21 protein-coding genes and 3 pseudogenes are annotated in these 24,716 nt (G+C 42.2%); 5 read left to right on the forward strand and 19 right to left on the reverse strand.

Features of this window, described 5'->3' with window-relative positions:
* Positions 1-37 precede the first annotated feature (37 nt).
* The 17 genes from NQ550_RS14315 to NQ550_RS14395 form a co-directional block, all read right to left on the reverse strand.
* Positions 38-556, reverse strand: a complete 519-nt coding sequence (locus NQ550_RS14315; protein ID WP_025577321.1) for a stage III sporulation protein AB — start codon at positions 554-556, stop codon at positions 38-40.
* Positions 541-1,506 (reverse strand): stage III sporulation protein AA, encoded by a 966-nt coding sequence (gene spoIIIAA, locus NQ550_RS14320; RefSeq protein ID WP_259837771.1) that lies wholly within the window; start codon positions 1,504-1,506, stop codon positions 541-543. Before spoIIIAA ends, NQ550_RS14315 begins: the two co-directional genes overlap by 16 nt.
* A gap of 7 nt (positions 1,507-1,513) precedes the next feature.
* Positions 1,514-2,644, reverse strand: a complete 1,131-nt coding sequence (locus tag NQ550_RS14325) for a hypothetical protein (protein ID WP_025577324.1) — start codon at positions 2,642-2,644, stop codon at positions 1,514-1,516.
* A gap of 3 nt (positions 2,645-2,647) precedes the next feature.
* A complete protein-coding gene (locus NQ550_RS14330) occupies positions 2,648-3,199 on the reverse strand; it encodes a 4'-phosphopantetheinyl transferase family protein (RefSeq protein WP_008704112.1) in 552 nt (183 codons plus the stop codon).
* Positions 3,196-5,022, reverse strand: coding sequence for an ATP-dependent helicase (locus NQ550_RS14335; RefSeq protein WP_025577326.1), 1,827 nt, complete (start codon positions 5,020-5,022; stop codon positions 3,196-3,198). Before NQ550_RS14335 ends, NQ550_RS14330 begins: the two co-directional genes overlap by 4 nt.
* Positions 5,023-5,024: 2 nt before the next feature.
* Complete coding sequence (gene gltX, locus NQ550_RS14340; RefSeq protein ID WP_025577328.1) at positions 5,025-6,476, reverse strand: glutamate--tRNA ligase; 1,452 nt, start codon at positions 6,474-6,476, stop codon at positions 5,025-5,027.
* Positions 6,477-7,230: 754 nt separating this feature from the next.
* Positions 7,231-8,946: an acetyl-CoA carboxylase carboxyl transferase subunit gene (locus NQ550_RS14345; RefSeq protein ID WP_029676824.1), complete on the reverse strand. Its 1,716-nt coding sequence runs from the start codon at positions 8,944-8,946 to the stop codon at positions 7,231-7,233.
* A 182-nt stretch (positions 8,947-9,128) separates the two neighbouring features.
* Positions 9,129-10,475: an acetyl-CoA carboxylase biotin carboxylase subunit gene (locus tag NQ550_RS14350; RefSeq protein ID WP_022381151.1), complete on the reverse strand. Its 1,347-nt coding sequence runs from the start codon at positions 10,473-10,475 to the stop codon at positions 9,129-9,131.
* Between the two features lie 3 nt (positions 10,476-10,478).
* Positions 10,479-10,910: a 3-hydroxyacyl-ACP dehydratase FabZ gene (gene fabZ, locus NQ550_RS14355; RefSeq protein ID WP_008704118.1), complete on the reverse strand. Its 432-nt coding sequence runs from the start codon at positions 10,908-10,910 to the stop codon at positions 10,479-10,481.
* Positions 10,911-10,929: 19 nt separating this feature from the next.
* Positions 10,930-11,391 carry an acetyl-CoA carboxylase biotin carboxyl carrier protein gene (gene accB, locus NQ550_RS14360; protein ID WP_022381152.1) on the reverse strand — a complete coding sequence of 154 codons (462 nt, stop codon included), beginning with the start codon at positions 11,389-11,391 and terminating at the stop codon, positions 10,930-10,932.
* A gap of 87 nt (positions 11,392-11,478) precedes the next feature.
* Positions 11,479-12,714, reverse strand: coding sequence for a beta-ketoacyl-ACP synthase II (fabF, locus tag NQ550_RS14365; RefSeq protein ID WP_025577333.1), 1,236 nt, complete (start codon positions 12,712-12,714; stop codon positions 11,479-11,481).
* Positions 12,715-12,728: 14 nt separating this feature from the next.
* A complete protein-coding gene (gene fabG / locus NQ550_RS14370) occupies positions 12,729-13,469 on the reverse strand; it encodes a 3-oxoacyl-[acyl-carrier-protein] reductase (RefSeq protein WP_025577335.1) in 741 nt (246 codons plus the stop codon).
* 1 nt (position 13,470) lies between these two features.
* Entirely contained in the window at positions 13,471-14,391 is a 921-nt protein-coding gene (gene fabD, locus NQ550_RS14375; RefSeq protein ID WP_022381155.1) for an ACP S-malonyltransferase, read from the reverse strand.
* 166 nt (positions 14,392-14,557) lie between these two features.
* Complete coding sequence (gene acpP / locus NQ550_RS14380; protein ID WP_008704123.1) at positions 14,558-14,791, reverse strand: acyl carrier protein; 234 nt, start codon at positions 14,789-14,791, stop codon at positions 14,558-14,560.
* A 249-nt stretch (positions 14,792-15,040) separates the two neighbouring features.
* Positions 15,041-16,237 carry an FtsW/RodA/SpoVE family cell cycle protein gene (locus NQ550_RS14385; protein WP_025577337.1) on the reverse strand — a complete coding sequence of 399 codons (1,197 nt, stop codon included), beginning with the start codon at positions 16,235-16,237 and terminating at the stop codon, positions 15,041-15,043.
* 169 nt (positions 16,238-16,406) lie between these two features.
* Positions 16,407-19,421 (reverse strand): phage tail tape measure protein, encoded by a 3,015-nt coding sequence (locus NQ550_RS14390; RefSeq protein WP_025577338.1) that lies wholly within the window; start codon positions 19,419-19,421, stop codon positions 16,407-16,409.
* Between the two features lie 58 nt (positions 19,422-19,479).
* Positions 19,480-21,570 carry an efflux RND transporter permease subunit gene (locus tag NQ550_RS14395; RefSeq protein ID WP_022381013.1) on the reverse strand — a complete coding sequence of 697 codons (2,091 nt, stop codon included), beginning with the start codon at positions 21,568-21,570 and terminating at the stop codon, positions 19,480-19,482.
* 337 nt (positions 21,571-21,907) lie between these two features.
* Between NQ550_RS14395 and NQ550_RS14400 the strand changes: the two genes are divergently transcribed.
* Positions 21,908-22,567 (forward strand): TetR/AcrR family transcriptional regulator, encoded by a 660-nt coding sequence (locus tag NQ550_RS14400; protein WP_022381012.1) that lies wholly within the window; start codon positions 21,908-21,910, stop codon positions 22,565-22,567.
* Here NQ550_RS14400 and NQ550_RS22595 read toward each other — a convergent pair.
* A pseudogene (locus tag NQ550_RS22595) lies at positions 22,512-22,766 on the reverse strand (DUF6783 domain-containing protein). The gene NQ550_RS14400 and the pseudogene NQ550_RS22595 overlap by 56 nt on opposite strands.
* Here NQ550_RS22595 and NQ550_RS22600 point away from each other — a divergent pair.
* Positions 22,728-22,847 (forward strand): annotated as a pseudogene (locus tag NQ550_RS22600) (DUF6783 domain-containing protein); the annotation flags it as partial. The pseudogenes NQ550_RS22595 and NQ550_RS22600 sit on opposite strands and share 39 nt — an antisense overlap.
* On the opposite strand, the gene NQ550_RS14405 reads toward NQ550_RS22600, so the two are convergent.
* Positions 22,835-23,635, reverse strand: coding sequence for an MBL fold metallo-hydrolase (locus NQ550_RS14405; protein WP_025577339.1), 801 nt, complete (start codon positions 23,633-23,635; stop codon positions 22,835-22,837). The pseudogene NQ550_RS22600 and the gene NQ550_RS14405 overlap by 13 nt on opposite strands.
* Before the next feature lie 364 nt (positions 23,636-23,999).
* Here NQ550_RS14405 and NQ550_RS14410 point away from each other — a divergent pair, with 364 nt between their 5' ends.
* The 3 genes and pseudogenes from NQ550_RS14410 to NQ550_RS22605 all read left to right on the forward strand — a co-directional run.
* Positions 24,000-24,323 (forward strand): spore coat associated protein CotJA, encoded by a 324-nt coding sequence (locus NQ550_RS14410; RefSeq protein WP_025577340.1) that lies wholly within the window; start codon positions 24,000-24,002, stop codon positions 24,321-24,323.
* Positions 24,320-24,595: a spore coat protein CotJB gene (locus NQ550_RS14415; protein ID WP_008704137.1), complete on the forward strand. Its 276-nt coding sequence runs from the start codon at positions 24,320-24,322 to the stop codon at positions 24,593-24,595. Before NQ550_RS14410 ends, NQ550_RS14415 begins: the two co-directional genes overlap by 4 nt.
* A gap of 3 nt (positions 24,596-24,598) precedes the next feature.
* Positions 24,599-24,694: pseudogene (locus NQ550_RS22605) on the forward strand (manganese catalase family protein); the annotation flags it as partial.
* Between the last annotated feature and the right edge of the window lie 22 nt (positions 24,695-24,716).

Here is a 24,716-nt window from a genome sequence, read left to right on the forward strand (position 1 = left end):
AATCTACACAGTAAAGAAACAGATTATAAATACATGCTCACCAAAAAAACACAGCCACAAATATTCCACCCAGTATTCCCATACTGCGGTATAATTTTCTTTTTTCACAAAAATCTTTCCTGAGTTCCCTGATCGCATATTCTGTTTCCTTTTCCATCAGATCCATCTGTTTTAGCTGCATATCCAGTCCAAGATAACCAAGCTGATCTCCCAGTGAATAAAATCTGTCTCTCTCTTCCTGCGAAAGACAATCCAGATCCAGACACTTTCCGGCCGATTCTCTGAAGATTGTCCCAAAGGAATCCCCTGTTTTTTCTTTCATTTTCTGTGCCGTAAGTATAAAAAATTCTCTGTACTTCCCTTCCAGTTTCCCGGAAGCACCTGTAAAGGCATCGTACAGAGATTTATTTCCATAACGTATTTCTCCTCTTAGGAGGATGATCATCCGTAAGATCATTTCCATCATCTTTTTGCGTCTGCCAAGTTCATTGCTCATGGCAAAACCGCAACCGATACCGGAAATTACAATTACACATAATCCTACTGTTCTAAGCATACTTTTCCATTTTCATCTAATACAGCTTTCAGACATCCCGCCTGAGCATTTTTGTCCAGGATAATATAACGTTCAAATACTTTCTCACCCATAAGCTTATAAAAAAATGGCTGATCCAGAACATCCTCCAGACAGCTTCCATGTGCAGTTGCGATCAGCTTACATCCGCAGTGGATCACTGAGTCAACTGCCTTGAAATCCTCTTCACAGCCTAACTCATCCACTGCAACCACATCCGGTGACATGGAACGGACCAGCATCTGCATACCTTCTGATTTCGGACAGCAGTCCAGCACATCTGTACGCATTCCCAGATCATTCTGAGGAATTCCCTGATAACAGCCTGCCAGCTCACTTCTCTCGTCCACCACACCTATTGTCAGACCCTGGGTATTGGCCCATCCATTACTGAGCTGCCTGATAATATCTCTGAGCAGCGTAGTCTTTCCACACCTTGGCGGTGAAATGATCAATGTATTTGCAACCCATTTCTCTGTACGGATATAAGGCATCACCTTATCCGCACATCCCTGAATCTCATGTGCCAGACGGACATTGATGCAGGAAATATATTTCATTCCCATGATCCAGCCCCGATCCAGCACTACCTTTCCGGTCACACCTACTCTGTGACCACCCTGAACACTGATAAATCCCTGTCTGATCTCATCCTCATAAGCATACAGGGAATATCCTGTGACATATTCCAGTGTTTCTTTCAGATCTTCCGTTGTCACCAGATACTGTTCCTGACCCGGTTTTCGCAGAAAACACTCTCCTCCGTCATAAGTTAAAAACAACGGACGCCCTACACGAAGGCGTATCTCATATAATTTATCATAATCCAGCTTCGCATCCATTAAAAGATTCCGGATATTTCCGGCAAACAGGTTTTCAATCTGCTGCGCTTCTATATGTCTCACCTCTTTACACTTAATATATGTGGACAAACCGATTTTAGTACTCTTCCTGATAAGACTCTTCCATTTTTATCAGATTCAGCTTCAGAACCCGGTCTACCACATTTCCTGCATACCCCCTGTACGCATAAGCTCCTGATTCAAAGAGTACGTAAAGTTCATCCCCTTCTACAACAATCTGCTCGATCATCTCAGGCATTCTGTATGATCTTGCAGAATTTTCATTGACATACAGACGTTTATCCGACTGTTCATAAAAAACAATCCTGGATGGCAGAATACCAAAAGAATGAGACAACAACAGCTTATCGTTATAAAAAGCCATTCCCTGTGCCTGTTCTGATATTGTAGAATAATCCAGCGGAACCGCCATTTCAAACATCATGCCAAGTTCCTCATTAAAAGTATTCACCAGATCACCTTTTGAATCCACCGCATATCTCGCGATGGTGCTTTCTGTATATTTGTTAAAACATCCTACATACAGGCACCCCTTATAGAAAGTCATAAAAGAATCTCTCACGATTCCATAAAGACTACATGTCTGATTTACCTGCACAGGCATATGGTTATCCGCATAATTATAGTCACGCAGCACATCCATCTTAATGCTGATCGCCTGCGCGATTCCATTGGTATTTGAAGAATACCACAGCATATCATGTTCCTGATCATAGGCAAGTCCGCCTACATGAGGCAGACCTGGCAGGACTACCTCTTTGATAAATCTGTGAGTTTCTTTGTTGATCACATAAATAACAGAGTTATGTTTTTCCGTATGACAATAGGCACTTACAAGTACATACTCATCGGTCACTGCAAGTCCCTGAGGAGTCATGGAAGTACATACCGCCTGTTTTGTACCCTCTGCATTCAGGAATGTTCTTGTATATCTCAGTCCGGGAATAATATAAGTTCCGTACTCTTTTTCTTTTTTTCTGCCCTCAAAGGCAAAGGTATTTAACTCCTCCTGCTGCGACAGCATCTGTATCTGTCCACGTAATGAATACACTGCAGCATCCTGGTTGGTTACCGGATATTTTGCAGGAGGTTCCGTCTTACCCCTGTATACGAAAGCATATCCCCAGAAAGCCAGTCCAAGTGCCAGTACTGCTACAAGAATCTTCACTGCCAGTCTCCGGATTTCTTTCTTCGTTTGTCTGTTCATGTCTTACCCAAGTATGATGTCTTCATATTTCCAGTTGATTTCCATGGGATTCATTGCCCATACTGCTCCACTGTAACCGTCTTCCATATCAAGCAGCATATGACTGCCTTCATCCATGGATATAGTCCTCATGTCTCTGGAAAGCCCCTCACCGGTCCATTTGATATAAGCTTCCCTCAGTACCCACTGTTCAAAAAATTTCTTTTCCACATTTATATCTGAGAGAATTTCGAGATACTGTTCCCGGGGTACCATACGTCTGAGCATTCTTTCATAATTGGCTCTGCAATGAATCTGCACATCAATTCCAACCTCCTGATCAGCCAGAATACATACCACATATTTTCCGGAATGACTGATATTATAATGCAGGGACGGACGATAGGAAAGGAATGGTTTTCCATGTTCTCCCTCTGCTCTGGGTTCATTGTACAGATTGATTCCATATTCTTTTTTCAGTGCGATTTCCAGAAGTTTCTCTGCGATCATATGCTCCATATGTGCGCCTTCATATTCTTCCCGTATTTTTGTACAGTAAATAATTCCTTTATTCATAGGCCTGTCTCCTCAAGAAACCGGGAAGGCTCCCGTTCCTTCTCATACTGGCGTTTCACATAGGCAAGCACCAGCTTCTTTTTCGCCCTGGTCATCCCTACATAAAACAATCTTCGTTCTTCTTCCACTGCTTCTGCCAAAACCGCCTTGCGATATGGAATGCTTCCTTCATTAACATTCAGAATATACACAATATCATATTCCAAACCTTTTACCGCATGGAGTGTGGATATAGTCACTCCTTCTTTTTTATCCTGCTGTTTCCTTGCCTGTTCATTCAGGCGCTTCGTATATTCTTCTATGTAAGCCTGCCACTTCGCCAGGGTTTTCATGCCTTTTGCACTCTCATGGATTCGGTCCAGGGTCTCAAGCAGTTCCTCTGGTTTTATTTTACGATACTGTGCATATTCACGCAAGTATTCTTCGAATCCCATTCCTTTTCTGATAAAATTAATCGCAGCAAAAGGGGAAAGAGTACCAAGAATCCTCAGATGCGTTTCCAGTGTGGTAATCCTGTCGCACATCCAGTCTTTGTCTTTATAATATTCCCGAAGTTCATTAAAATTAATCTGTGAATTGTTCAACGCTTCTCTGGAAATATAGCGATTTGGCCGGTTCATGATCTCCAGAAAATTCTTCCTGCTCCTGTCTCCTGCTGCCATTTCAAGATAAGCCAGAAGCGCCCGGCAGATCCAGTGGCGGAAAAGATTGGGAAGCTGTTCTTTCATTGTAAAAGGAACCTGATATTCCATCAGCACATTGATCAGACCTTCCGATTCCTGATTTGTACGAAGCAGGATTGCCGTATTTAGCAGCTCCTCGCCGCGCTCCATTCTTTTTTTCAGTGCTGCCACCACGCACATATACTCTTCTCTTGGATTATCAAATTCCTTGCACGTCACAGGCATCCCTTCTTCATTTGGAGTATCCAACTGCTTTTTGAAACGTCTGGTATTACATCCGATTACTTCCATGGCTGTACGCAGGATATTCTTACTGCACCGGTAATTCACATTCAGAAGGACTGTCTCTGCCTTCGGATAATCCTTTGTAAAATTTAACATAATCTCTGGTCTTGCGCCCCGGAAATGATAGATGGACTGGTCATCATCCCCTACAATAAACAGGTTATTGACAGGTGCCGCCAACATCTGCAAAATCTTGTATTGTAAGCTGTTGATATCCTGAAACTCATCCACCAGAATGTAGACAAATTTTCTTCTCCATGCATTCAGGATATCCTGTCTCTGAGAAAAAAGTTCATAACAACAGAGGATCATATCATCAAAATCCAGCTTGCGTTTCGCCTTCAGAGCCTGCTTATAGCCATGAAAAATGTCCCTGAATATCTCATCCGAGCAACAGGATGCATAATAATGCTCCGGAGAAATACAGTTCCCCTTTACAACACTGATTTCCTTGGCAACTTCTTCAATGAAATCTCCCTCCTGAGCCATTTCCTGTCCATATTTCTCAGTCATCTCACGTAGAATACTGAATTTTTCTTCCTCAGAAAGAATATTGGCCGCACTCAGATGATAGGCCGCTTTCAAAATCCCATAAAAAATTCCGTGGAAAGTTCCAAAAGTCACTTCGCTTCTGTTCTGTCCCACGAATTTCAAAAACCGTTCTTTCATCTCTGTTGCCGCTGCTCTGGAAAAAGTTACAACCAAAATAGAAGAAGCCGGTATCTTCCCCTCATTGATCATGTATGCAGTTCTCTCCACAATAACGGAAGTTTTCCCCGAGCCGGGACCTGCCAGGACCATCATAGGTCCTGACAGGTGAGTGATTGCCCGAAGTTGAGATGGATTTCTCTTCATATTTATTTGCTTAATTTCTCAATAGCTGCCTTTACTCGTTTGATTGTCTCATCTTTACCGATGATCTCCATGATCTCAGTAGCACCGGCCGGCGTCATCTGCTTGCCGGAAACAGCAGTACGCAGAGGCCACATTACATATCCATTCTTATAACCATGCTCTTTTACAAATGCACTTAATGTTTCAAATAACGGATCATTTGTATAATCTTCCTGTTCTTCCAGAACCGGAAGTACTTCTTTTAATACTGTAAGAGAAGTTTCTTCATTTGTCTTCATTTTCTTATGGCAGTACATGGCGGAATCATATTCCGGTACTTCCTCAAAGAAGTCGATCAGAGCCGGAATGTCAGGGAATGTTTCGATTCTGGTCTGTACCATTCCTGCAATCTTCTTGAAGTTGTAGTCTTTCTTCAGAACTTCTTTCATATACGGAAGTGCTCTCTCATAGAATTCATCCGCATCCATTTTCTTGATATACTCACCATTCATCCAACGAAGTTTCGCAATATCAAATACTGCCGGAGATTTATTGATATGGTGATAATCAAATGCCTGTACCAGTTCATCCAGTGTAAAGATCTCTCTGTTGTCAGAAGGACTCCATCCGAGAAGTGCCACATAGTTGATGATCGCTTCTGAAACGAATCCCTGATCAAGCAGGTCTTCATAAGAGGAATGTCCACAACGTTTGGAAAGCTTCTGGTGTGTCTCATCTGTGATCAGCGGACAATGTACATAAACCGGGATATCCCATCCGAAAGCTTCGTAGATACGGTTGTATTTCGGAGCTGAGGAAAGATACTCGTTACCTCTTACTACGTGTGTGATCTCCATTAAATGGTCATCGATTACGTTTGCAAAGTTATAAGTTGGGTATCCATCAGATTTGATCAGGATCAGATCTTCCAGTTCCTCATTGTTTACTGTGATATCTCCGTAGATTACATCATGGAATGTTGTAGTTCCCTCTGTTGGCATATTGAAACGGATTACGTGTGGTTCTCCTGCATCAAGACGACGCTGTACTTCTTCTTTGGAAAGTTTAAGGCAGCGTTTGTCATAAATGGAAATCTCTTTTCCTGCCACAACACGTTTCATACCTTCCAGTTCTTCCTTCTTACAGAAACAGTAGTATGCATCACCCTGTTCTACTAACTGCTGTGCATATTTCAGATAGATCCCCTGTGCCTGACGCTCGCTCTGAACATACGGTCCAAAGCCTTTGTCCTTGTCCGGACCTTCATCATGGAGAAGTCCTGTTTTTGCAAGAGTACGGTAGATAATATCTACAGCGCCTTCTACGTAACGTTCCTGGTCTGTATCTTCAATACGGAGGATGAAATCTCCGCCTTCATGTTTTGTAATAAGGTATGCATATAATGCTGTTCTTAAATTTCCAACATGCATTCTGCCTGTAGGGCTTGGTGCAAATCTTGTTCTGATCTTGGTCATAACTTTTTTCACTCCTGAATTTTTTATATATTCAAAATCTGTAAAAAAAGACCCTGCTTAAAAGCAGCGCCTTTCTACTTTCGGGTTTATTATACGTCAGAGGCTTTCTTATTTCAAGTCGGGATGGAGGAAAATTTTAATGTTTTTTGAATAGGGACGCATGGGAAGCGATAGTATCCGGGGGCTCAGTTTCGGAACCATTGTATTTCTAGGCATTTGGGAAGCCGCTAAAATCACGAGCCACTCTCTCAAACTCGCTACGTCTCCGACTTCGCTCAGACAGTGAAACGATTGGCTCATAACGCGTCTTCCCAAATGCCAAGAACTACAATGAACCCTCAAATTCACCCCCGGACACTATCGCTTCCCATGCTGACTATTGGCTATATAACATATTTACCGTACAACAGTAAAGAAAGCACCACTCCTGACTTCGCAGAATAATTAACCAAAATAATATATCTACTGTACAATATAACTATAGAAACCCTAAGAAAACGCATAACAACATGCAACAAAACAGCGCAGAAAAATATTTTATTTGGAGTGCATTTGCAGGGGTCTTAGATATTCTTAGTTCTCAGAAATCTGCGTTATGAGCCGGCTGCATCACTGTCTGAGCGAAGTTTGCAACGGAGCGAGTTTGACAAGACGGCTCATGCCTTTAGCAGATTTCTGAGAGCTTAGAATATCTTAGACCCCGAAACCGCACTCCAAATAAAATATTTTTCTGCGCGTCCCTTTTAACATCGTGCTACATCTTACGAAACCTCTCATACCGTTCCTGTGCAATCTGCAGTCCACTTTTACCAGTCTGTTTCTCCAGGAACTGCTTCATTCTGATCTTCATATATTCTGCAATTTCCGGCAAACTCTCCTCACTTGCAGGATATTCCTCCGGTATGATCCGTTCAATGATTCCCAGTTCTTTCAGATGAGCCGCCGTTACTTTCATGACCTCCGCAGCTTCCGGTGCCTTTCTGCTGTCTTTCCAGAGAATGGATGCAAAGCCTTCCGGTGAAAGGATGGTGTAGGTTGCATTTTCCATCATCCAGACTTCATTGCCAACTGCAAGTGCAAGTGCACCGCCACTGCCGCCTTCACCAATTACAACCGAAAGAACCGGCACCTTCAAATCGGACATTTCCAGAAGATTCCTTGCAATGGCTTCGCCCTGTCCCCGTTCTTCTGCTTCCAGTCCACAGAATGCCCCCGGAGTGTCTACAAATGCAATGACTGCACGTCCGAATTTCTCTGCCTGTTTCATCAGTCGAAGAGCCTTTTTGTACCCTTCCGGTGATGGCATTCCGAAGTTACATCTGATGTTTTCTTTTGTAGTATGCCCTTTACGGATTCCGATTACTGTAACGGGCTGTCCGTCCAGTGTAGCAATGCCGCCGATGATGGCATTGTCGTCTCTGACACCTCTGTCACCATGAAATTCCATGAAATCATCAAAAATGGCATCAATATATTCCGCTGCTGACGGACGGTCACTGCTTCTGGCAATCTGGACTCTGTCCCAGGCTGTGAGATTTTTTTGTTTCTTCTGCTTTTTCTTTTTGCCAAAAGTATCGAAAGATCTGGCAGATGTTTCCTGTGGAAATTCTCCGTAACATTTTCTGGTATCATGCAGTTTCAGGGTCAGCGAAAGAACATCCCGCATAGAGCCTCGTTCAACAATTCCGTCGAGAAATCCATGTTCCAGAAGAAATTCCGGTCTCTGGAAGCCCTCCGGCAGTTTCTGACCTATAGTCTGTTCAATGACTCTCGGGCCGGCAAATCCGATCAGTGAGCCTGGTTCTGCAAGGATAATATCTCCAAGCATGGCAAAGCTTGCTGTAACGCCACCGGTAGTCGGGTCTGTCAGCACAGATGTGTAGAGAAGCCCTGCCTGGGAGTGACGTTTAATGGCTGCGGAGGTTTTTGCCATCTGCATCAGTGATACAATTCCTTCCTGCATTCTGGCACCGCCGGAGCAACAGAACAGAATGACCGGAAGTCCCTGTTTTGTTGCTTCTTCAAATAAGCGGGTGATCTTTTCTCCCACCACATATCCCATGGAAGCCATGAGAAATCTGGTATCCATGGCTCCGATCACTGTACGGATTCCTCCGATGGTGGCTTCTCCGATGAGAATTGCCTCATCAAGGTGTGTTTTTTCTCTCAGATCCTCAATTTTCTGCGGATAATCCGGATAGTCCAGTGGATTGCTGTTGTCAATTCCTGTGAACCACTCTTTAAAACTTCCTTTATCTGCGATCATTTTGATCCGGCGTTTCGCACTGATTCTGAAATATCCTCCGCATTTCGGGCACACATAGGCGTTGGATATTACGTCTTCTCTGTAAACCATTTCTCCGCACTTTGGACATTTGATCCATAAGCCTTCAGGTACGGAAACAGATGCGGCCTGTTTATGCCGGTCTTCTGAAACTGTTTTCTTAAAAAATCTCTTCAAGTCTGCCATTAAAATCCTGCTCCTTTATGTAACCCAATTTGATGTTCTTTCAGACAACAAAATAACGTTAATAACTATTAATCAAACTAATTCTGTCAAAAATTATTTTATCGATTTGCTTATCAATTACCTTTCAATAATAAATATGTAATTTCTGCTGAACTATAAAATATATTTGCACCAGTTTTCTTTTACAGATCCGGATAATGCTGCGGAATGAAATCTGTGGTGATATTTCCTTCCTGAAAATCCGGCTGATTGAGAAGTTCATACAGAAAATCCACGTTAGTTTTTACTCCTTCGATGGCAACTTCTCCAAGTGCACTGATCATCTTTCGAATGGCACTGCGGCGGTCTTTGTCATAAACAATGATCTTGGCAATCATAGAATCATAGTAGGGCGGGATTGCGTAGTCATTATAAACTGCTGTATCCACGCGGATTCCGTTTCCACCGGGAAGATGTAAGTCAGTGATCTTACCAGGGCATGGCATGAAATGTCTCTCAGGATCCTCGGCATTGATTCTGCATTCCATGGCGTGGCCGCGGATTTCTATGTCTTTCTGCTGAACGCTTAACGGTTCACCTGCCGCAATGCAGATCTGCTCTTTGATCAGGTCTACACCAGACACAAATTCTGTTACCGGATGTTCTACCTGGATTCTGGTGTTCATTTCCATGAAATAAAATTCTCCGGACTGATCCAGAAGAAATTCTATGGTTCCTGCACTTTCATAGCCTGCTGCCTTTGCTGCCCGTACTGCTGTCTCACCCATTTTCTTTCTCAGATCATCAGAGATTGCGATACATGGAGACTCTTCGATCATTTTCTGGTGACGTCTCTGAACAGAGCAGTCTCGTTCTCCCAGATGAACTACATTTCCGTATTTATCCGCAAGAATCTGCACTTCAACATGTCTGGGATTCTCCACAAACCGTTCCAGATACATGGTATTATCGGAGAAGGAATGGACCGACTCCTGCTGTGCTGTCTCAAACAATTTGGCAAATTCCTGTTCATTTCCGGCTACACGCATTCCTTTTCCACCGCCGCCTGCTGATGCTTTGATCATGACCGGAAAACCGATTTCCTTTACAGCTTCCAAAGCCTGCTCTACTGTGTAGACCGGTTCCTTTGTGCCGGGCACTACCGGGACTTTAGCTTTCCGCATTGTGTTTTTCGCCTCAGATTTATTTCCCATTCTGGAAATTACTTCTGCGGAAGGACCAATAAATGCCACATTACATTTCTCACACATTTCCACAAAACGGCTGTTCTCTGAGAGAAATCCGAATCCCGGGTGGATTGCTTCTGCTTTTGTGGCAATGGTAGCACTTAAGATTCGCTCCATGTTCAGATAGCTGTCTGATGACTGTGCCTTTCCGATGCATACTGCTTCATCTGCAAGCTGGGTATGCAGGGCATCTCTGTCTGCTTCTGAGTATACGGCTACTGTGCGGATTCCCATCTCACGACATGCCCGGATGATCCTCACTGCAATTTCACCACGATTGGCGATCAAAATTTTATTAAACATCTGTTATGCTCCTACTGCAAAAGTCAGCTCTGCGATCACTGCTACCTTACCGTCCTGGTTTGTTGCTTTTGCTTTTCCCACTCCCATGGGACCTTTTTCCTTAATGATCTCTACTTCGAGAGTAAGGGTATCTCCGGGAACTACCTTGTTCTTGAATTTTGCATTGTTGATCGATGCAAAATATGCGATCTTTCCTTTATTTTCCGGTTTACTCAGAATTGCAACTGCACCTGTCTGCGCAAGCGCTTCAACGATCAGAACTCCCGGCATAACCGGTTCCTGTGGAAAGTGTCCTGCGAAATGCGGCTCATTATAGGTAACACATTTCTTTCCTGTTGCCTTCACACCCGGCACCAGTTCTTCAATAGTATCAATCAGGAGGAACGGGTGTCTGTGGGGAATGATCTCCATGATTTCTTTTGTTGTAAGTTTCATAGTTTTTTACCTCCTTCTTCTATTCTATCACAAACATCGGCTGTCCGAACTCTACCATCTGCTCGTTTTCTACAAGGATTTCTTTTACTGTACCATCAAATTCTGATTCAATCTCGTTCATCAGCTTCATTGCTTCCACAATGCCAAGGACCTGACCTTTGCTTACTTTATCTCCTACTTTTACAAAGGGGGGATTTTCCGGAGAAGATGCTGCATAATAGGTACCTACAAGAGGAGATTTTACCACACTTCCTGTCTGTACTTCATCGTTAACAGCATTGACGGATTCTACATGTACAGCCTGCTGCACTACCGGCTGATACTGCTGAGCATCTGCCGGATCAGTATTGACTGCCATCTGCTGTACAATTGTTTTCTCTTTTGACATGGAAATATTTAAGGTATCGTCCTGCAGGTTAAATTCTGTGAGATCTGAATCGCTGACTGCGTGGATCAGTTCTAATATATTTGCCAGTTCCATTTATTTCCTCCTGCTGAAATAGCTATATTATAAGATCACTGTCGTATATTGTTTTCAAAATCACCATACCATTTATTATCTGCGTGATCAGTCTTCGTACTTTTTAATAAGTAAGGATGCGTTATGTCCGCCAAAGCCAAGAGAATTGGTAAGTGCATATTTGATATCCATCTTTACATTACCGTTTCCTACATAATCCAGGTCACACTGTTCATCCGGCACCTTATAACCAACAGTCTGATGGATCAGGCCTTCCTGAAGTTCTTTTACACAGGTGATCACTTCCACTGCACCGGCAGCTCCCAGAAGATGTCCTGTAATAGATTTTGTAGAATTTATTTTCATTTCTTTTGCGTGTTCACCAAATGTTTTCTTAATGGCAATTGTTTCAAATAAGTCATTATGATGTGTGCTTGTACCATGTGCGTTTACATACCATACATCATCTGTGGAAATTCCTGCTTCTTTTACAGCCCATTCCATAGCTTTGGCAGCACCGGAACCGTCCTCTGCAGGGGATGTAATGTGATAAGCATCTCCTGTTGCACCATATCCGACAACCTCGCCAAGGATTTTCGCTCCACGTGCTTTGGCATGCTCCAGTTCTTCCAGAACTACCACGCCGGCACCCTCACCCATTACAAAACCGCTTCTTTCTTTGTCAAAAGGGATGGAACATCTCTCAGGATCTGTGGATGAGGTCAATGCTGTCAGTGCCGCAAAACCACCAAAGCCTGTTGGTGTGATAGCTGCTTCCGTTCCACCTGCAACCATAACATCTGCATCAGAGCACTGAATAGTACGGTATGCTTCTCCAATGCTGTGGGTTCCTGTTGCACAGGCAGTTACAACATTAATGTTCTTTCCGCGGAGTCCAAACTGAATGGAAACATTTCCGGATGCCATATTGGAGATCAGAAGAGGAATCATCAGAGGATTCAGTCTTCCTGGTCCCTTTGTGTTGAGAATTTCGCAGGATTTCTCTACCACCTGCATACTTCCGATACCGCTTCCCACGCTACAGCCTACACGGAAGGAATCTTCTTTTGTCATATCCAGTCCGGACTGCTCAATAGCTTCTTTTGCTGCTGCTACCGCATACTGGCTGAAAAGCTCCATACGTTTTGCAGATTTGAAATCCATATAATCCTTTGGATTAAAATTGTTGATCTCTGCTGCCATATGCGCTCTGTAATTTGTGGAATCAAAACGTGTTACTTCTGCAAAGTTTGTTTTTCCTTCTTTTACGCTGTTCCAGAATTCTTCTACACTAAGGCCTACCGGAGTGATTGCTCCCATACCTGTAATTACAACTCTTCTCATTTTGTTCTCCTTATTTATACGTTCATACCGCCATCTACGCTGATGACCTGTCCTGTAATATAGTCTGCTTTGTCTGATGCCAGAAATACTGCTGTATTTGCAATATCCTCAGGCTTTCCGAAACGTCCCAGGATAATCTGCTTACATGCATTTTCCCTGATTTCTTCTGAGAGTACTCCTGTCATCTCTGTGTCTACAAATCCGGGTGCAATGGCATTTACCGTAATTCCCCGGCTGCCCAGCTCTCTTGCCATTGTTTTTGTCAGACCGATCACACCTGCTTTGGATGCAGCATAATTTGCCTGGCCCACATTTCCGAGGATTCCGGAAACAGAAGAAATATTGATAATCTTTCCACTTCTCTGTTTCAGCATCTGACGGGCACTGTGACGGATTGTATTGAATGTACCTTTCAGGTTTACATTAAGTACAGAATCGAAATCCTCTTCTTTCATTTTCATGATCAGACCATCTTTGGTAATTCCTGCATTATTAACCAGAATATCAAGGTGTCCGTATTCTTTAACTATATCTTTAATCATTGCTTCACAGGCTGTGAAATCACTGACATTGCATTTATATATGGAAGCTTTTCCACCGTTTTCTTCGATGGTCTGTTTTACTTCCTTCGCTCTCTCTTCAGAACCATTGTAATTGATAACCACCTCTGCACCTTCCTTTGCAAGAGCAATAGCAATGGCTCGTCCGATTCCACGTCCTGCACCTGTAACCAGGGCAATTTTATTTTTCAGCATTTTACAGACACTCCTTTCTCACTTCATCCAGATCTTCTGTTTTCTCAACATGTAATGCTTTTACATTTCTGTTGATCTTTTTGAGAAATCCTGTCAGAGTTTTTCCTGGTCCAATCTCAATAAAAGTATCTACACCATCATCAATCATCTGTTCTACACACTGCTGCCAGCGCACAGAGGATGAAACCTGACTGACAAGCAATTCCTTTACCTGCTCCGGTCCTGTCACATACTGTGCAGTTACATTTGTCACATAAGGTACTGTAAATGACTGGATTTCTACCTTCTCAAGTTCCTGTCCCAGTTTTTCCCCTGCGCCTTTGAGAAGCTCACAGTGAAATGGGCCACTGACTTTAAGAGGAATCACACGTCTGGCGCCTGCTGCCTTTAATGCCTCCCCTGCTGCTGCAACTGCTGTCTCCTCGCCTGTGATCACAATCTGTCCCGGACAGTTATAATTTGCAATGGATACAATTCCCTGTGTCTCATTGCAGATTTTTTCGATCAGCTCTGCATCTGTTCCAAGAACAGCGGACATTGCACCACCTGTAGGATATGCCTCCTGCATAAAAATTCCTCTTTTTCGCACTACAGTAAATGCATCCTCTTCCTTCATAACACCGGAGGCCACCAGTGCTCCGTATTCTCCAAGGCTCAGTCCAGCATTTACCTGAGACCTGATTCCGGCTTCCTCTACAGCTCTTAAGATTGCAATTTCTGCTGTCAGCATGGCAATCTGTGTATATTCTGTAATATTTAATCTGTCATTCTCTTCAAAGCATAAAGCTTTCACATCAAGTCCGGATGCTTTTGATGCGCTTTCAAATACTTCGCGACTTACAGCATATTTTTCATAAAAATCTTTCGCCATTCCTGTATACTGTGCACCCTGTCCCGGAAATACAAATGCAATTTTAGACATATCATTTTCCTTTCCTTTATTTTTATGTTTATATCAGATGATAACAATTTGTTTCTGATTGCAAATTATTTTAGTTTAAAATATTTTGATATTCAAATTATAATGTCAAAAAATTCTCCCCGAAGCCATCTCTGGCTCCAAGGAGTTATTTGTCATTTCTATATGATTAAGCCTCTACGCCTTTGTTTTTCAGATAATCCATAACAGCTCCGACTGTTGTTAAATCTGTAAGATCTTCAGCCGGGATCTCAATATTGTATTCATCTTCCAGAGCCATAACCAGCTCAAACAGGTCAAGTGAATCTGCACCAAGATCATCCTTGAAAGAAGTTTCAGCAGTAATTCCTGCTGCATCACAATTTAACTGCTCTGCGATCATTTCACTCATTTTTTCTAACATAATTTTCTCTTCTCCTTTAATTCAAGCCCCGGAATGCTTCTCTTTTTCCTGCTCCGGTTATCACTTGTTTTTTATTATTTTTGTTAAGCAGATGATGATTCTGCTTTTTCTTGTTTTCAACCTTATCATCCGTCAGACCAGTAAATACGTCTCATTTATTCAGATTTGGTTTTATCGGGATTGATTACTTTGATGTTCAAAGTATATATTCTTCCCTCCTGTTTGTCAAGCACTATTTTATTACATTTTTTATTCCTCAAATTTAATCTGCCTTGCCACACTCAGCGCAAGTCCCATCTCTGCCATAAGGAATACGATCGACGTACCTCCATAACTGATAAACGGAAGAGTGACACCTGTATTCGGCATAAGATTTACAACAACCGCAATATTAAGAATAACCTGCAATGCTATGTGAATAAAAATTCCACTGACCATAAGTGAGCCAAACATATCCGGTGCATTCTGTGCAATAACAAACAGCCTGTATAACAGATATGCATAAAGCATCAGCACGATAAGACCTCCAAAAATCCCCAGTTCTTCACAGATAATTGAAAAAATCATGTCATTCTGTGCCTCAGGTACACTTCCCAGCTTCTGAATACTGTTTCCAAGTCCTCTGCCAAAAAATCCTCCCGAGCCAATCGCATACAATGCCTGAATTGTCTGATACCCCCAACTGTCCGCATATTCTTCCGGATGAAGCCATACCATGATTCGTCTCAGACGAAAGCTTCCACTTCCATCAACACTCACTGTTGCATTCAGAAAAATGACTCCGATCACTGCCAGCGCAATAACAACACCTGCAATAATAATAAAAATCTTAATATCCGGGTGAGACACAAAAATCAGTCCTGCAGTAATACAGAAAATAATAATTGCTGTACTCAGATTGTCCGTAAATACATATGCAGCCAGTGCCAGTCCGCCTCCCACAACAGCAAGAACCATACAGCCCTTTAAGGTACGGACTTTCTTTCCCATATGCACGATCATATATGGGAGGCAGACAATAACTGCTATCTTGGCAAGCTCTGCCGGCTGGAACTGAACCGGTCCAAGATTCAGCCATCTCTGGGCACCATGAGAAGACTGCCCCAGCGGTGTTTTTACCAGTGCCATCAACACCAGTGCCGCTACATACAAAGCTGTGCTAAAACGGTTCAGTATCCGATAATTGAGCCTGGAAATGATCAGCGCCATGATAATACATGCCACGCTGATGATGGCCTGTTTTTTAAAAAAATACATGTCGCTTCCGTAATTTATCTGAGCCATATAGGAGCTTGTACTGTACAGCATGATAAGCCCAAAACAGGTCAGCAGTACAATAACTGCTACCAGACTGTAATCATAATAATCTGTTTTTGTTTTTCGACGCGCCCTGCTCTTGGAAGATGCTGTTGAATACGACTTTTTTTGTGATTTTGTATTTTCCATTTAATCACCTGATGCTTTCTTGTTTTCTAAAATTCCCATCTGACTTTTTTATTATAACAGAAAGCTTTTTCATAAGCAATGGGGCAGTTGCCTGATTGCATCCGCCCCATTTTAGATAAGTCTGGCTGTTCATCTTTCCCTTATTCTGTATGTCTCAAGTTTATGATATCTATTTCTCATCATCACTGATTTCAATCGGGTCAGATTCGAAAATAAATTTAACATTTCCGTCCATATCGCCGGATCTGTCTGTGAATGTTGTGTACATTACATCGTCAGACTGGATTACCTCAAATCTGTCAAGAATATCCTGAAGATCTCCGTTTACTGTATCATCCAGTTTCTTAATACCTTCTTTATAGAATTTCTTCTGTCCTTTGTTCAGTTCTTTTGCTCCGTCATTCAGATCGCTGATACCATCTTTAAGCTGATCACTGCCATCAGAAAGCTTATCCGCACCATCCATTAATGTCTGAGTGCCTGATACAAGGCTGCCTGTTCCTGATGCAAGGGTCTGTGCTCCGGATACAAGTGTCTGGGTTCCTGATGCAAGCTTAGATGCTCCGCTGTTTAATGTAGAACTGTTCGAAGAAAGCTGATCTGCTCCGCTGTACAGTGTTCCACTGTTAGATGCCAGAGTTTCCACGCCACTTGTAATCTGACCTGTTGCAGAATTGATCTGAGACATACCACTGGTCAGGCTCTTTCTTGCGCTCTTAAGAGTCTTGGCTCCTTTTAACAGTGTCTGTGCATTAACATTATTTTCGCCCTGAAGCTGTGCAATTCCATCTGTCAGTGTCTTTCCGGAACTAAGCAGTGTGTCTGCGCCGGAAATCATCTGTTCTGTGCTTGCTTTTGCAAGGCTTTCATATCCACTCTGGAGAGATTTATTTGCAGTAGTCAGCTGATCAGAGCCTGCTTTCAGCTGATCGATTCCCTGCAGCATTTCCGGAAGCTGCTGTCCAAGTCCGGTAAATAATGTACTCATCTGATTTACTGCTGTAGCAATCTGGGTTCCTGACTGAGCAAGCTGGGTTCCACTTGCTTTTAATGTGCCATCATTAGAAGTAAGCTCTTTTGCACCTTCATTTAACTGTGATACAGTCTCCTGCACTGTCTGCATTCCCTGAGTTAATGCCTGTAATTGCTGTTTCATCTGTTCAACACTGCTGTTGACTGCCTCTTCCTGTGCATCTGCTGTTGATTCTGCACTAGACGCAGATGCCCTTAAAGCGTCTGCTGCTGACTGCAATGGTGACGTATCAGGTGCGGAGGCTGTAATTGTGGATGTATCAATATTAGATGCACTGTCCTCAGCTGCCTGAATAGAACCTAACGCACCATCAATCGCAGCTTCTACAGCAGCTGCTGTTTCATCATCCATATTGCTGGTATCAATATTATACAAAGCAGATTCTGCTGCTTCCAGCTGACTGCTGACTGCTGCAACTCCTGCATCTACAGAAGATGCATCTACAGAAGCCTCTGCGGAATCACTGATCCAGGATTCAATTGCATCTGCCTGACTGTTCATGGTTTCAGCACTGTCATTTAACTGTCCGGACATTGCATTTGCACTTTCTTCTATTTCTGAAGCTGTGGAAGCTCCCATGTTTTCAAGTGAGCTCTCAAGCTGGCTCAGTCCTGATGCAAGCTGTTCTACACTTTCAATATACTGGCCAACTGCAGAAGTGTAATCAGAAACGCCTGTTGTATAAGCCGTCATGCTGTCACTGAAATTAGCAATCTGATTTGCATCGATCTTAGATGAAAGAGCTGTCATTTTTTCTACAGCAGTCTGGATTCCATTTACAGCAGTATCAATTCCCGGAACAACCTGACCAATCCCATTCACTAAACTCTTGATACCACCAGCATACTGACCCACACCGCCTGCAAGCTGATTAACTCCTGCAATATACTGCTGCATTCCGTCTGTCAGAGTAGTTGTTCCTGTTACATAACTCTGCACACCGCCTGCAAGCTGATTGCCGCCTGCAACATATGCATTTACACCATCGGAAAGAGATTTCATTCCAGCCTCATATTCAGCCATCTTGCTGTCCAGTGTATCTACTCCTGCTGTATATTGTTTGATTCCATCTGAAAGTGTGTCTGCCCCTGCTGTATAAGAGGAAACACCACTGTTTAAAGTCTGTGCCCCTGTATTCAGTGTCTGTGCTCCGCTGCTTAATTCCTTTGCTCCGTCATCCAGTTCTTTTGCTCCGTCATTCAGATCACTGACACCACTTTTCAGAGTTCCGATTCCATCATAAAATTCTTTATATTTGTCATTGAGTTTATTAGTTCCATCATAAAGATCTTTGGTTCCGTCTACCAGTTTTACTGCTGCATCCGTCAGATCTTTCATTGAATCCTTCAGCTCATCCAGTCCATCCACATCATTCAGATCAATATCTTTGAAAATATCTGTAAGTGCTACGGTAAATGTAGAATTCATCTCACAGTCTGTAACATCTGCTTCCACTGTAAATCCTTCAGGGATATTCACTTCATCTGCAATATCAGAAGACATATCCAGACTTTCTTTCATTCCCGGCATACCAAAACCGACAACAACATTTCTGCTTCCGTCAGAAATAACCTTACCGTTATCTACTGTAATATTGGAGAAATTATCTGTAGAAAGGATCATTCCTGTCACCATAACAAAGGGTGAATAAATATCAGTCTTTTTGCCATTCACTGTTTTGGTTGTTTTAGAAGTATTTGTATATGTCACTTCCATTTTCAGATGTCCTGTCTTTCCTGCCAGAGCTTCCGGAGAAACCTCAGTTCCATCCATATAATATTTAATTCCTACGGAAACCGGGAGATTTTTCTCTGTCTTTCCCTGATAATAAATATCCTTTCCATCAGTACTCCAGGTCAGATCATTTCCGTTCTGAGTAAATGTTTCATCACCTTTTACGTTTTTTATATCCTGAAGATCAGAGGCATCTTTCACCTCAGAATTGGAACTGTCTCCGGAATTTTTCAGCCAGTCAGATACTGTGACATCCGTTACTTCTCCTCCGGCAGTTGTATTTACATAAACGGTTTCTTCTTTCTGCAATCCATTATCACCTGTTGAAGCAGCTGCCATTACAGTACCTGCTCCGAGAACTACAGCCATTCCTGCTGCAAGCGTTGCTGCAGCTGCTTTCTTTCTGTTTCTGTTCATAATAACTTACTCCTTTATTCTATCTCTTTACAATAAGCTTCTTTTTAAAAATCCTGAATCACTGTTTCTTCTCTTTTGCCGGTTTCTTCTTGGCAAATCCAATAGATGTGTGGCAGATGAGAGAATCAAATATCATAAACATAGCCGGAAGTATAAACAATACCACCAGTGTACTGATTACAGCTCCACGTGAAAGCAGGTTTGTAATACTTCCGATCATATCTACCTGTGTATAAAGACCAACTCCGAAAGTTGCCGCAAAGAAGCTGCAGCCACTGATCACAATTGACTTCATGGAAGTTTTATGTGCGATGGCAATGGATTCTTTCTTACTCTTTCCAAGACCACGTTCTTTCTGGTATCTGCTGGTCATAAGGATTGCATAGTCAACAGTAGCTCCCAGCTGGATACAACCGATAACAATGCTTGCTACGAACACCACTTCCTTTCCCTGATAATAAGGAACGGACATATTGACAAAAATCGCAAACTCAATAACTGCAACCAGAATAAACGGAAGCGAAATGGATTTAAACACAACCATGATAATAATGAAAATTGCCAGGATAGAGATAGTATTTACAGTCTTTAAATCCACATCCGTAACATCCTGAAGATCCTTGGTCAGAGGTGCTTCTCCGATTACCATGGATTCCGGACTGTATCCTTTTACAATCTTCTGGATCTCATCAATCTGATTGTTTACCTCGTCTGTAGCTGTTTTATATTTGGAACAGATAAATTCCATCTCGTACTCATCGCTTTCCAGCATCTTCTTCAGATTACTTGGGATCATGGTATCCGGGAATGCCGCACCTACGAAAGAGTCCATTCCAAGTGCCCATTTTACACCATCAACATCCTTGATCTGGTCAAGCATTTCTGTTTTTTCTTTTGATGTCAGACCTTTCTTTAATAACACCATATGAACATTATTCATATCAAAGGTTTCCTGAAGTTTGGCATTTGCCACATTACTGTCCAGCGTGGAAGGAAGTGACTTGTCAATATTGTAGTAATTCTTCAGATTGTTATTTCCATGAATTGCCGGGAAAAGCATTACCAGGAAAATGATCAGCCATACTTTATAATGCTTTGTAATAAAAGCAGATGCCTTATCAAAGCTTGGAAGCAGCGGCTTATGTGTTGTTTTTTCAATGGCTCCGTCAAAAGTAAGCACCAGAGCAGGGAGCAAAGTAACACAACACAGAACACCGATAACAACTCCCTTGGCCATTACGATACCCATATCACGTCCAAGTGAGAAGGTCATAAAGCAAAGTGCGATAAATCCGGCTACTGTTGTAATAGAACTTCCGATTACAGATTTGAAGGTTGCATTGATGGCATGTGCCATAGCCCTCTCTTTATCACCCTCAAACCGCTTCTTATTCTCCTCATAACTGTTCAGCAGGAAAATGGAATAATCCATGGTAACACCAAGCTGCAGGACTGCTGTCAGTGCCTGAGTGATGTATGAAATCTGACCAAGAAAAATATTACTTCCAAGATTATACAAGACTGCAACACCAATGCAGAGCAAAAACAAAACCGGAACTACCAGAGAATCCATTGCAAGGAGCAACACTATCAGAGAAAGGCAGGAAGCAATCACAACGTAAATCGGCATTTCCTTAAGTGCGATCTGTTTGATATCAGTAACAATGCCTGTCATTCCACTGACAAAACAGTTCTTTGAAGTAATCTTACGAATCTGCGTCACAGCTTCCATGGAAGTTTCTGATGATGTTGTATTATCAAACAACGCGATCATCATAGTTGCATCTCCGTTAAAAAATGCCTCTCTCAAATCCTTCGGAAGCATTTCTACAGGAACGGAAACATCCAGGACACTGTCATACCACAGTACTTTTTTCACGTGATCAACTGCTTCGATTTTCTCTTTCAGAGCAGCTACATCCTTCAGTTCCATATCCTCCACCACTATCATGGAAAAGGCTCCCATCCCAAACTGATCTACCATAATGTCCTGTCCATCAACTGTCTCAAGGGTATCCGGCAGATAACTCAGTACATCGTAGTTGATTCTGGTCGCCGCCATACCGAGATATGAAGGGATCAGCAATGCAATTCCGATGATAATGATCAGTATCTTGTGTTTTGCAATCCACTTTCCTACCTTAATCATCTTTTTCTCCTCTTCTTTCTTTATTATTGATACTGTTTGATCATTCTATGACTAACAGTCATTTTTTATTTCATGGAATGTTATATAACAAAAATGACTTTCAGTCAATAATCATTCTTCACAATTTGTCTAAATTTTTCCAGAACAAAAATGTAATATTGACTTTCAGTCATTTTTGTTTAAAATGGTAATTATATATGATCACAATATAATTACAAAGTAAGCTTATGTTGCTGTGAACAGTAAGACGCTTATTGCTTTTCGCAAACTCCGCAGCGGGACTTACCTGATTCGGTTAAAATGTTATGTATACAATAGAGGAAGGAATGAATCTGAAATGGGAAAACTGGAGCTGAATAAAAAGAAGAAAAAAGATGCTCTTTTCAACACTGCCTTTGAACTTTTTACGACGAAGGGACTTACCAAAACTACAATTTCAGATATTGTAGATCAGGCCGGGGTTGCCAAAGGGACTTTTTACCTCTATTTTAAGGATAAATATGATATCCGGAATAAACTGGTTTCCCACAAGACCGGAGAATTGTTTTTCCGGGCCCATGAGGCTGTGCAGAATGCACATATCAGCGAATTTGACAGGCAGGTACATTTTATTATAGATTACATTCTTACTGAGTTGAATAAAGACCGTACTCTCCTGCTGTTTATTTCAAAGAATCTTGCCTGGGGTGTCTTCAAGGGTGCTTTTGAGGAAAAAATGCCTGACGACGAATATAATTTTTATCAGTCCTATCTGGATATGCTTGCTCAAAGCGGACTACATTATAAAAATCCGGAACTGATGCTCTTTACGATCATTGAGCTGGTAGGTTCCACCTGCTACAGCTGCATTCTGTATCAGCAGCCTGTGTCTCTGGCTGAGTACCGTCCTTATCTGCACAGGACTATTTCAGGAATTATGGAAACTTTTTCACAGGATCATACTACATGTGAAGTTTTGTCTTCCGACACCAAAACACATGTGGACCATACAGCATAATCACTATGGCAACCCTCATAAATGATACATTTAAAAAGATTGCTGTAAAAAAGGCAAGCCTCCGGAGCCCAGATTTTTCATTCTGTATCCCGGAGCGTGTCTGAAAAATCATTCCCGCAATCTGCACGCCCCACTTTGTGGGATATTTCACCCGAATTCAGTTGCCGTAGCCCGCTACGGCGCCCTCATCCGGGCACAATATCCCACAAATTGTGACGCACATCTTGCAGAAAGCCTTTTTCAGACACACTCCGGAGGTTTGTCTTTTTATAATTTGTAGGTTTCCAGATCATCAGGAATCCAGAGATTTCCTTTATAATACTGTCTGCCTTCTTCTGTGTAGAGCTCCTTTCGTCTGGAAATATTTTTATCCTCTGTATGATACAGAATCAGATTCTCTGCTTCCAGTTTCTGTGCCAGCTCACAGGCATCCTTTACAGTAGAATGATGTTTCTCATATGGTTTGAATTTATCTGCCTGAGAGAACAGACAGAATGCCTCATGAAGAAGCCATGTGCTGTTTCTGGCATATTTCTGTTCACATTCATTATATGGCTCATCTCCACAACAGGTCAGCTTCTTTCCCTCTGCGTACTCCATGCAGAACCCAAACTGTTTTGCCTTTGTAGACAGAATATCAAAAAATGTCACCCTGTGTCCCAGAATCGTTCTATCTTCTCCGTCCTTTACTTCTTCCAGATGGACTTTGTCTCCGATAAATTTCGTTTCCTTTGGTGTGAGAAGCATCTCTGCCATCTGTTTCAGCAGGCTGATCACTTCATCATGTCCATAGATAGTCACTTCACCGCCAAACTGTCCTCTTGCCATTCCCTGACAATACATACGAAGCATCCAGATGATTCCAAGCAGATGATCGATGTGTTTATGTGTCACAAATATAGTGCTGATTTCTTTCCAGCTGATTCCTGCGTCCTCCAGCTGCTTCAGAATTGTATTTCCGCCACCTCCGTCTATCATAAAATATTCTTTATCTTTATTTAGCACAAAACAGGTGTTATAGCATTTCGTCACCTTTGCATTTCCGGTTCCCAATATTGTAAGTTTCATCTTTATGTACCTCCCGACTTTCTTTGGATGCTGACACTTAGAAGGCAGCAAATATTTCCTATATATAATAACATATTCGAAAACAAAAAGAAATCTGTCTGTCAGACGATATGAATCTTCGTTACTGTTCACTCCGTTCACAGTAACTTAGCCAAAGTTCATTCCAGATTGCCTGCGGCAATGGAATTTTGGCTTGTATGTCTCGGGATTTTGGCATATTCATGCCAAAACACCTCGCGGGATAGTGGTATGTGAACAGTAACGAATCTTCACTATGGCAATGAAATTTCGACTTGTATGAGCACGGTTTTATGAGCATGACATAAAATATAATGTAAACAGTTTTCAGAGAAGGGAATTATATATGGAAAATTATCGGATGGGATGTTCCGGCAACCGCCCTTATAACCGTACCTGCGGTATGAATATGCCTCAGCCTTCAAATAGAAATATGAATAGTTCCGAATGCTTTGTCAGAAACACGACAGACTGCAGCTGTACTATACCGGGTGTCAAAGAAAAAAAACATGAAATGTTTTCGCATCTTCAGTATCTGGAACCTGCAATGGCATATGTTCCCTGCCAGAAGTTTACAGAGAATTTCCCACTGCAGTATGCATTAAATGCAGGAACCATTTTCCCACAGTTATGCAAACCATTTTGTGGAAAGAGAGGTATTCGAAGATGAAAACAGATTGCTCCCAAAAACAGTTATTAAACCGTATCGATCAGGTCAGTTTCGCAGTCAATGATATGACTCTGTACCTTGACACACATCCCTGTGATGAAAAGGCTCTGACTTACTGTCACGAACTTGTGCAGGAACGAAAAAAGCTATTAAAAGAATACGCCGAAGCATATGGTCCCCTGATTATTGACATTACAGATCAGACCGGAGAATCCATCTGGAAATGGATGGAACAGCCATTCCCATGGGAAAAGGAAGGAGCGTGCAGATAATTTATGTGGAATTATGAAAAAAGGCTTCAATATCCGATCAATATCACACAACCCAATGCCAAAATTGCACAGTATATCATGAGCCAGTACGGTGGCCCATAGTGTAATACCCTATAATATA

It is taken from the genome of Blautia wexlerae DSM 19850 (assembly GCF_025148125.1).
In the GTDB taxonomy this organism is placed as follows: domain Bacteria; phylum Bacillota; class Clostridia; order Lachnospirales; family Lachnospiraceae; genus Blautia_A; species Blautia_A wexlerae.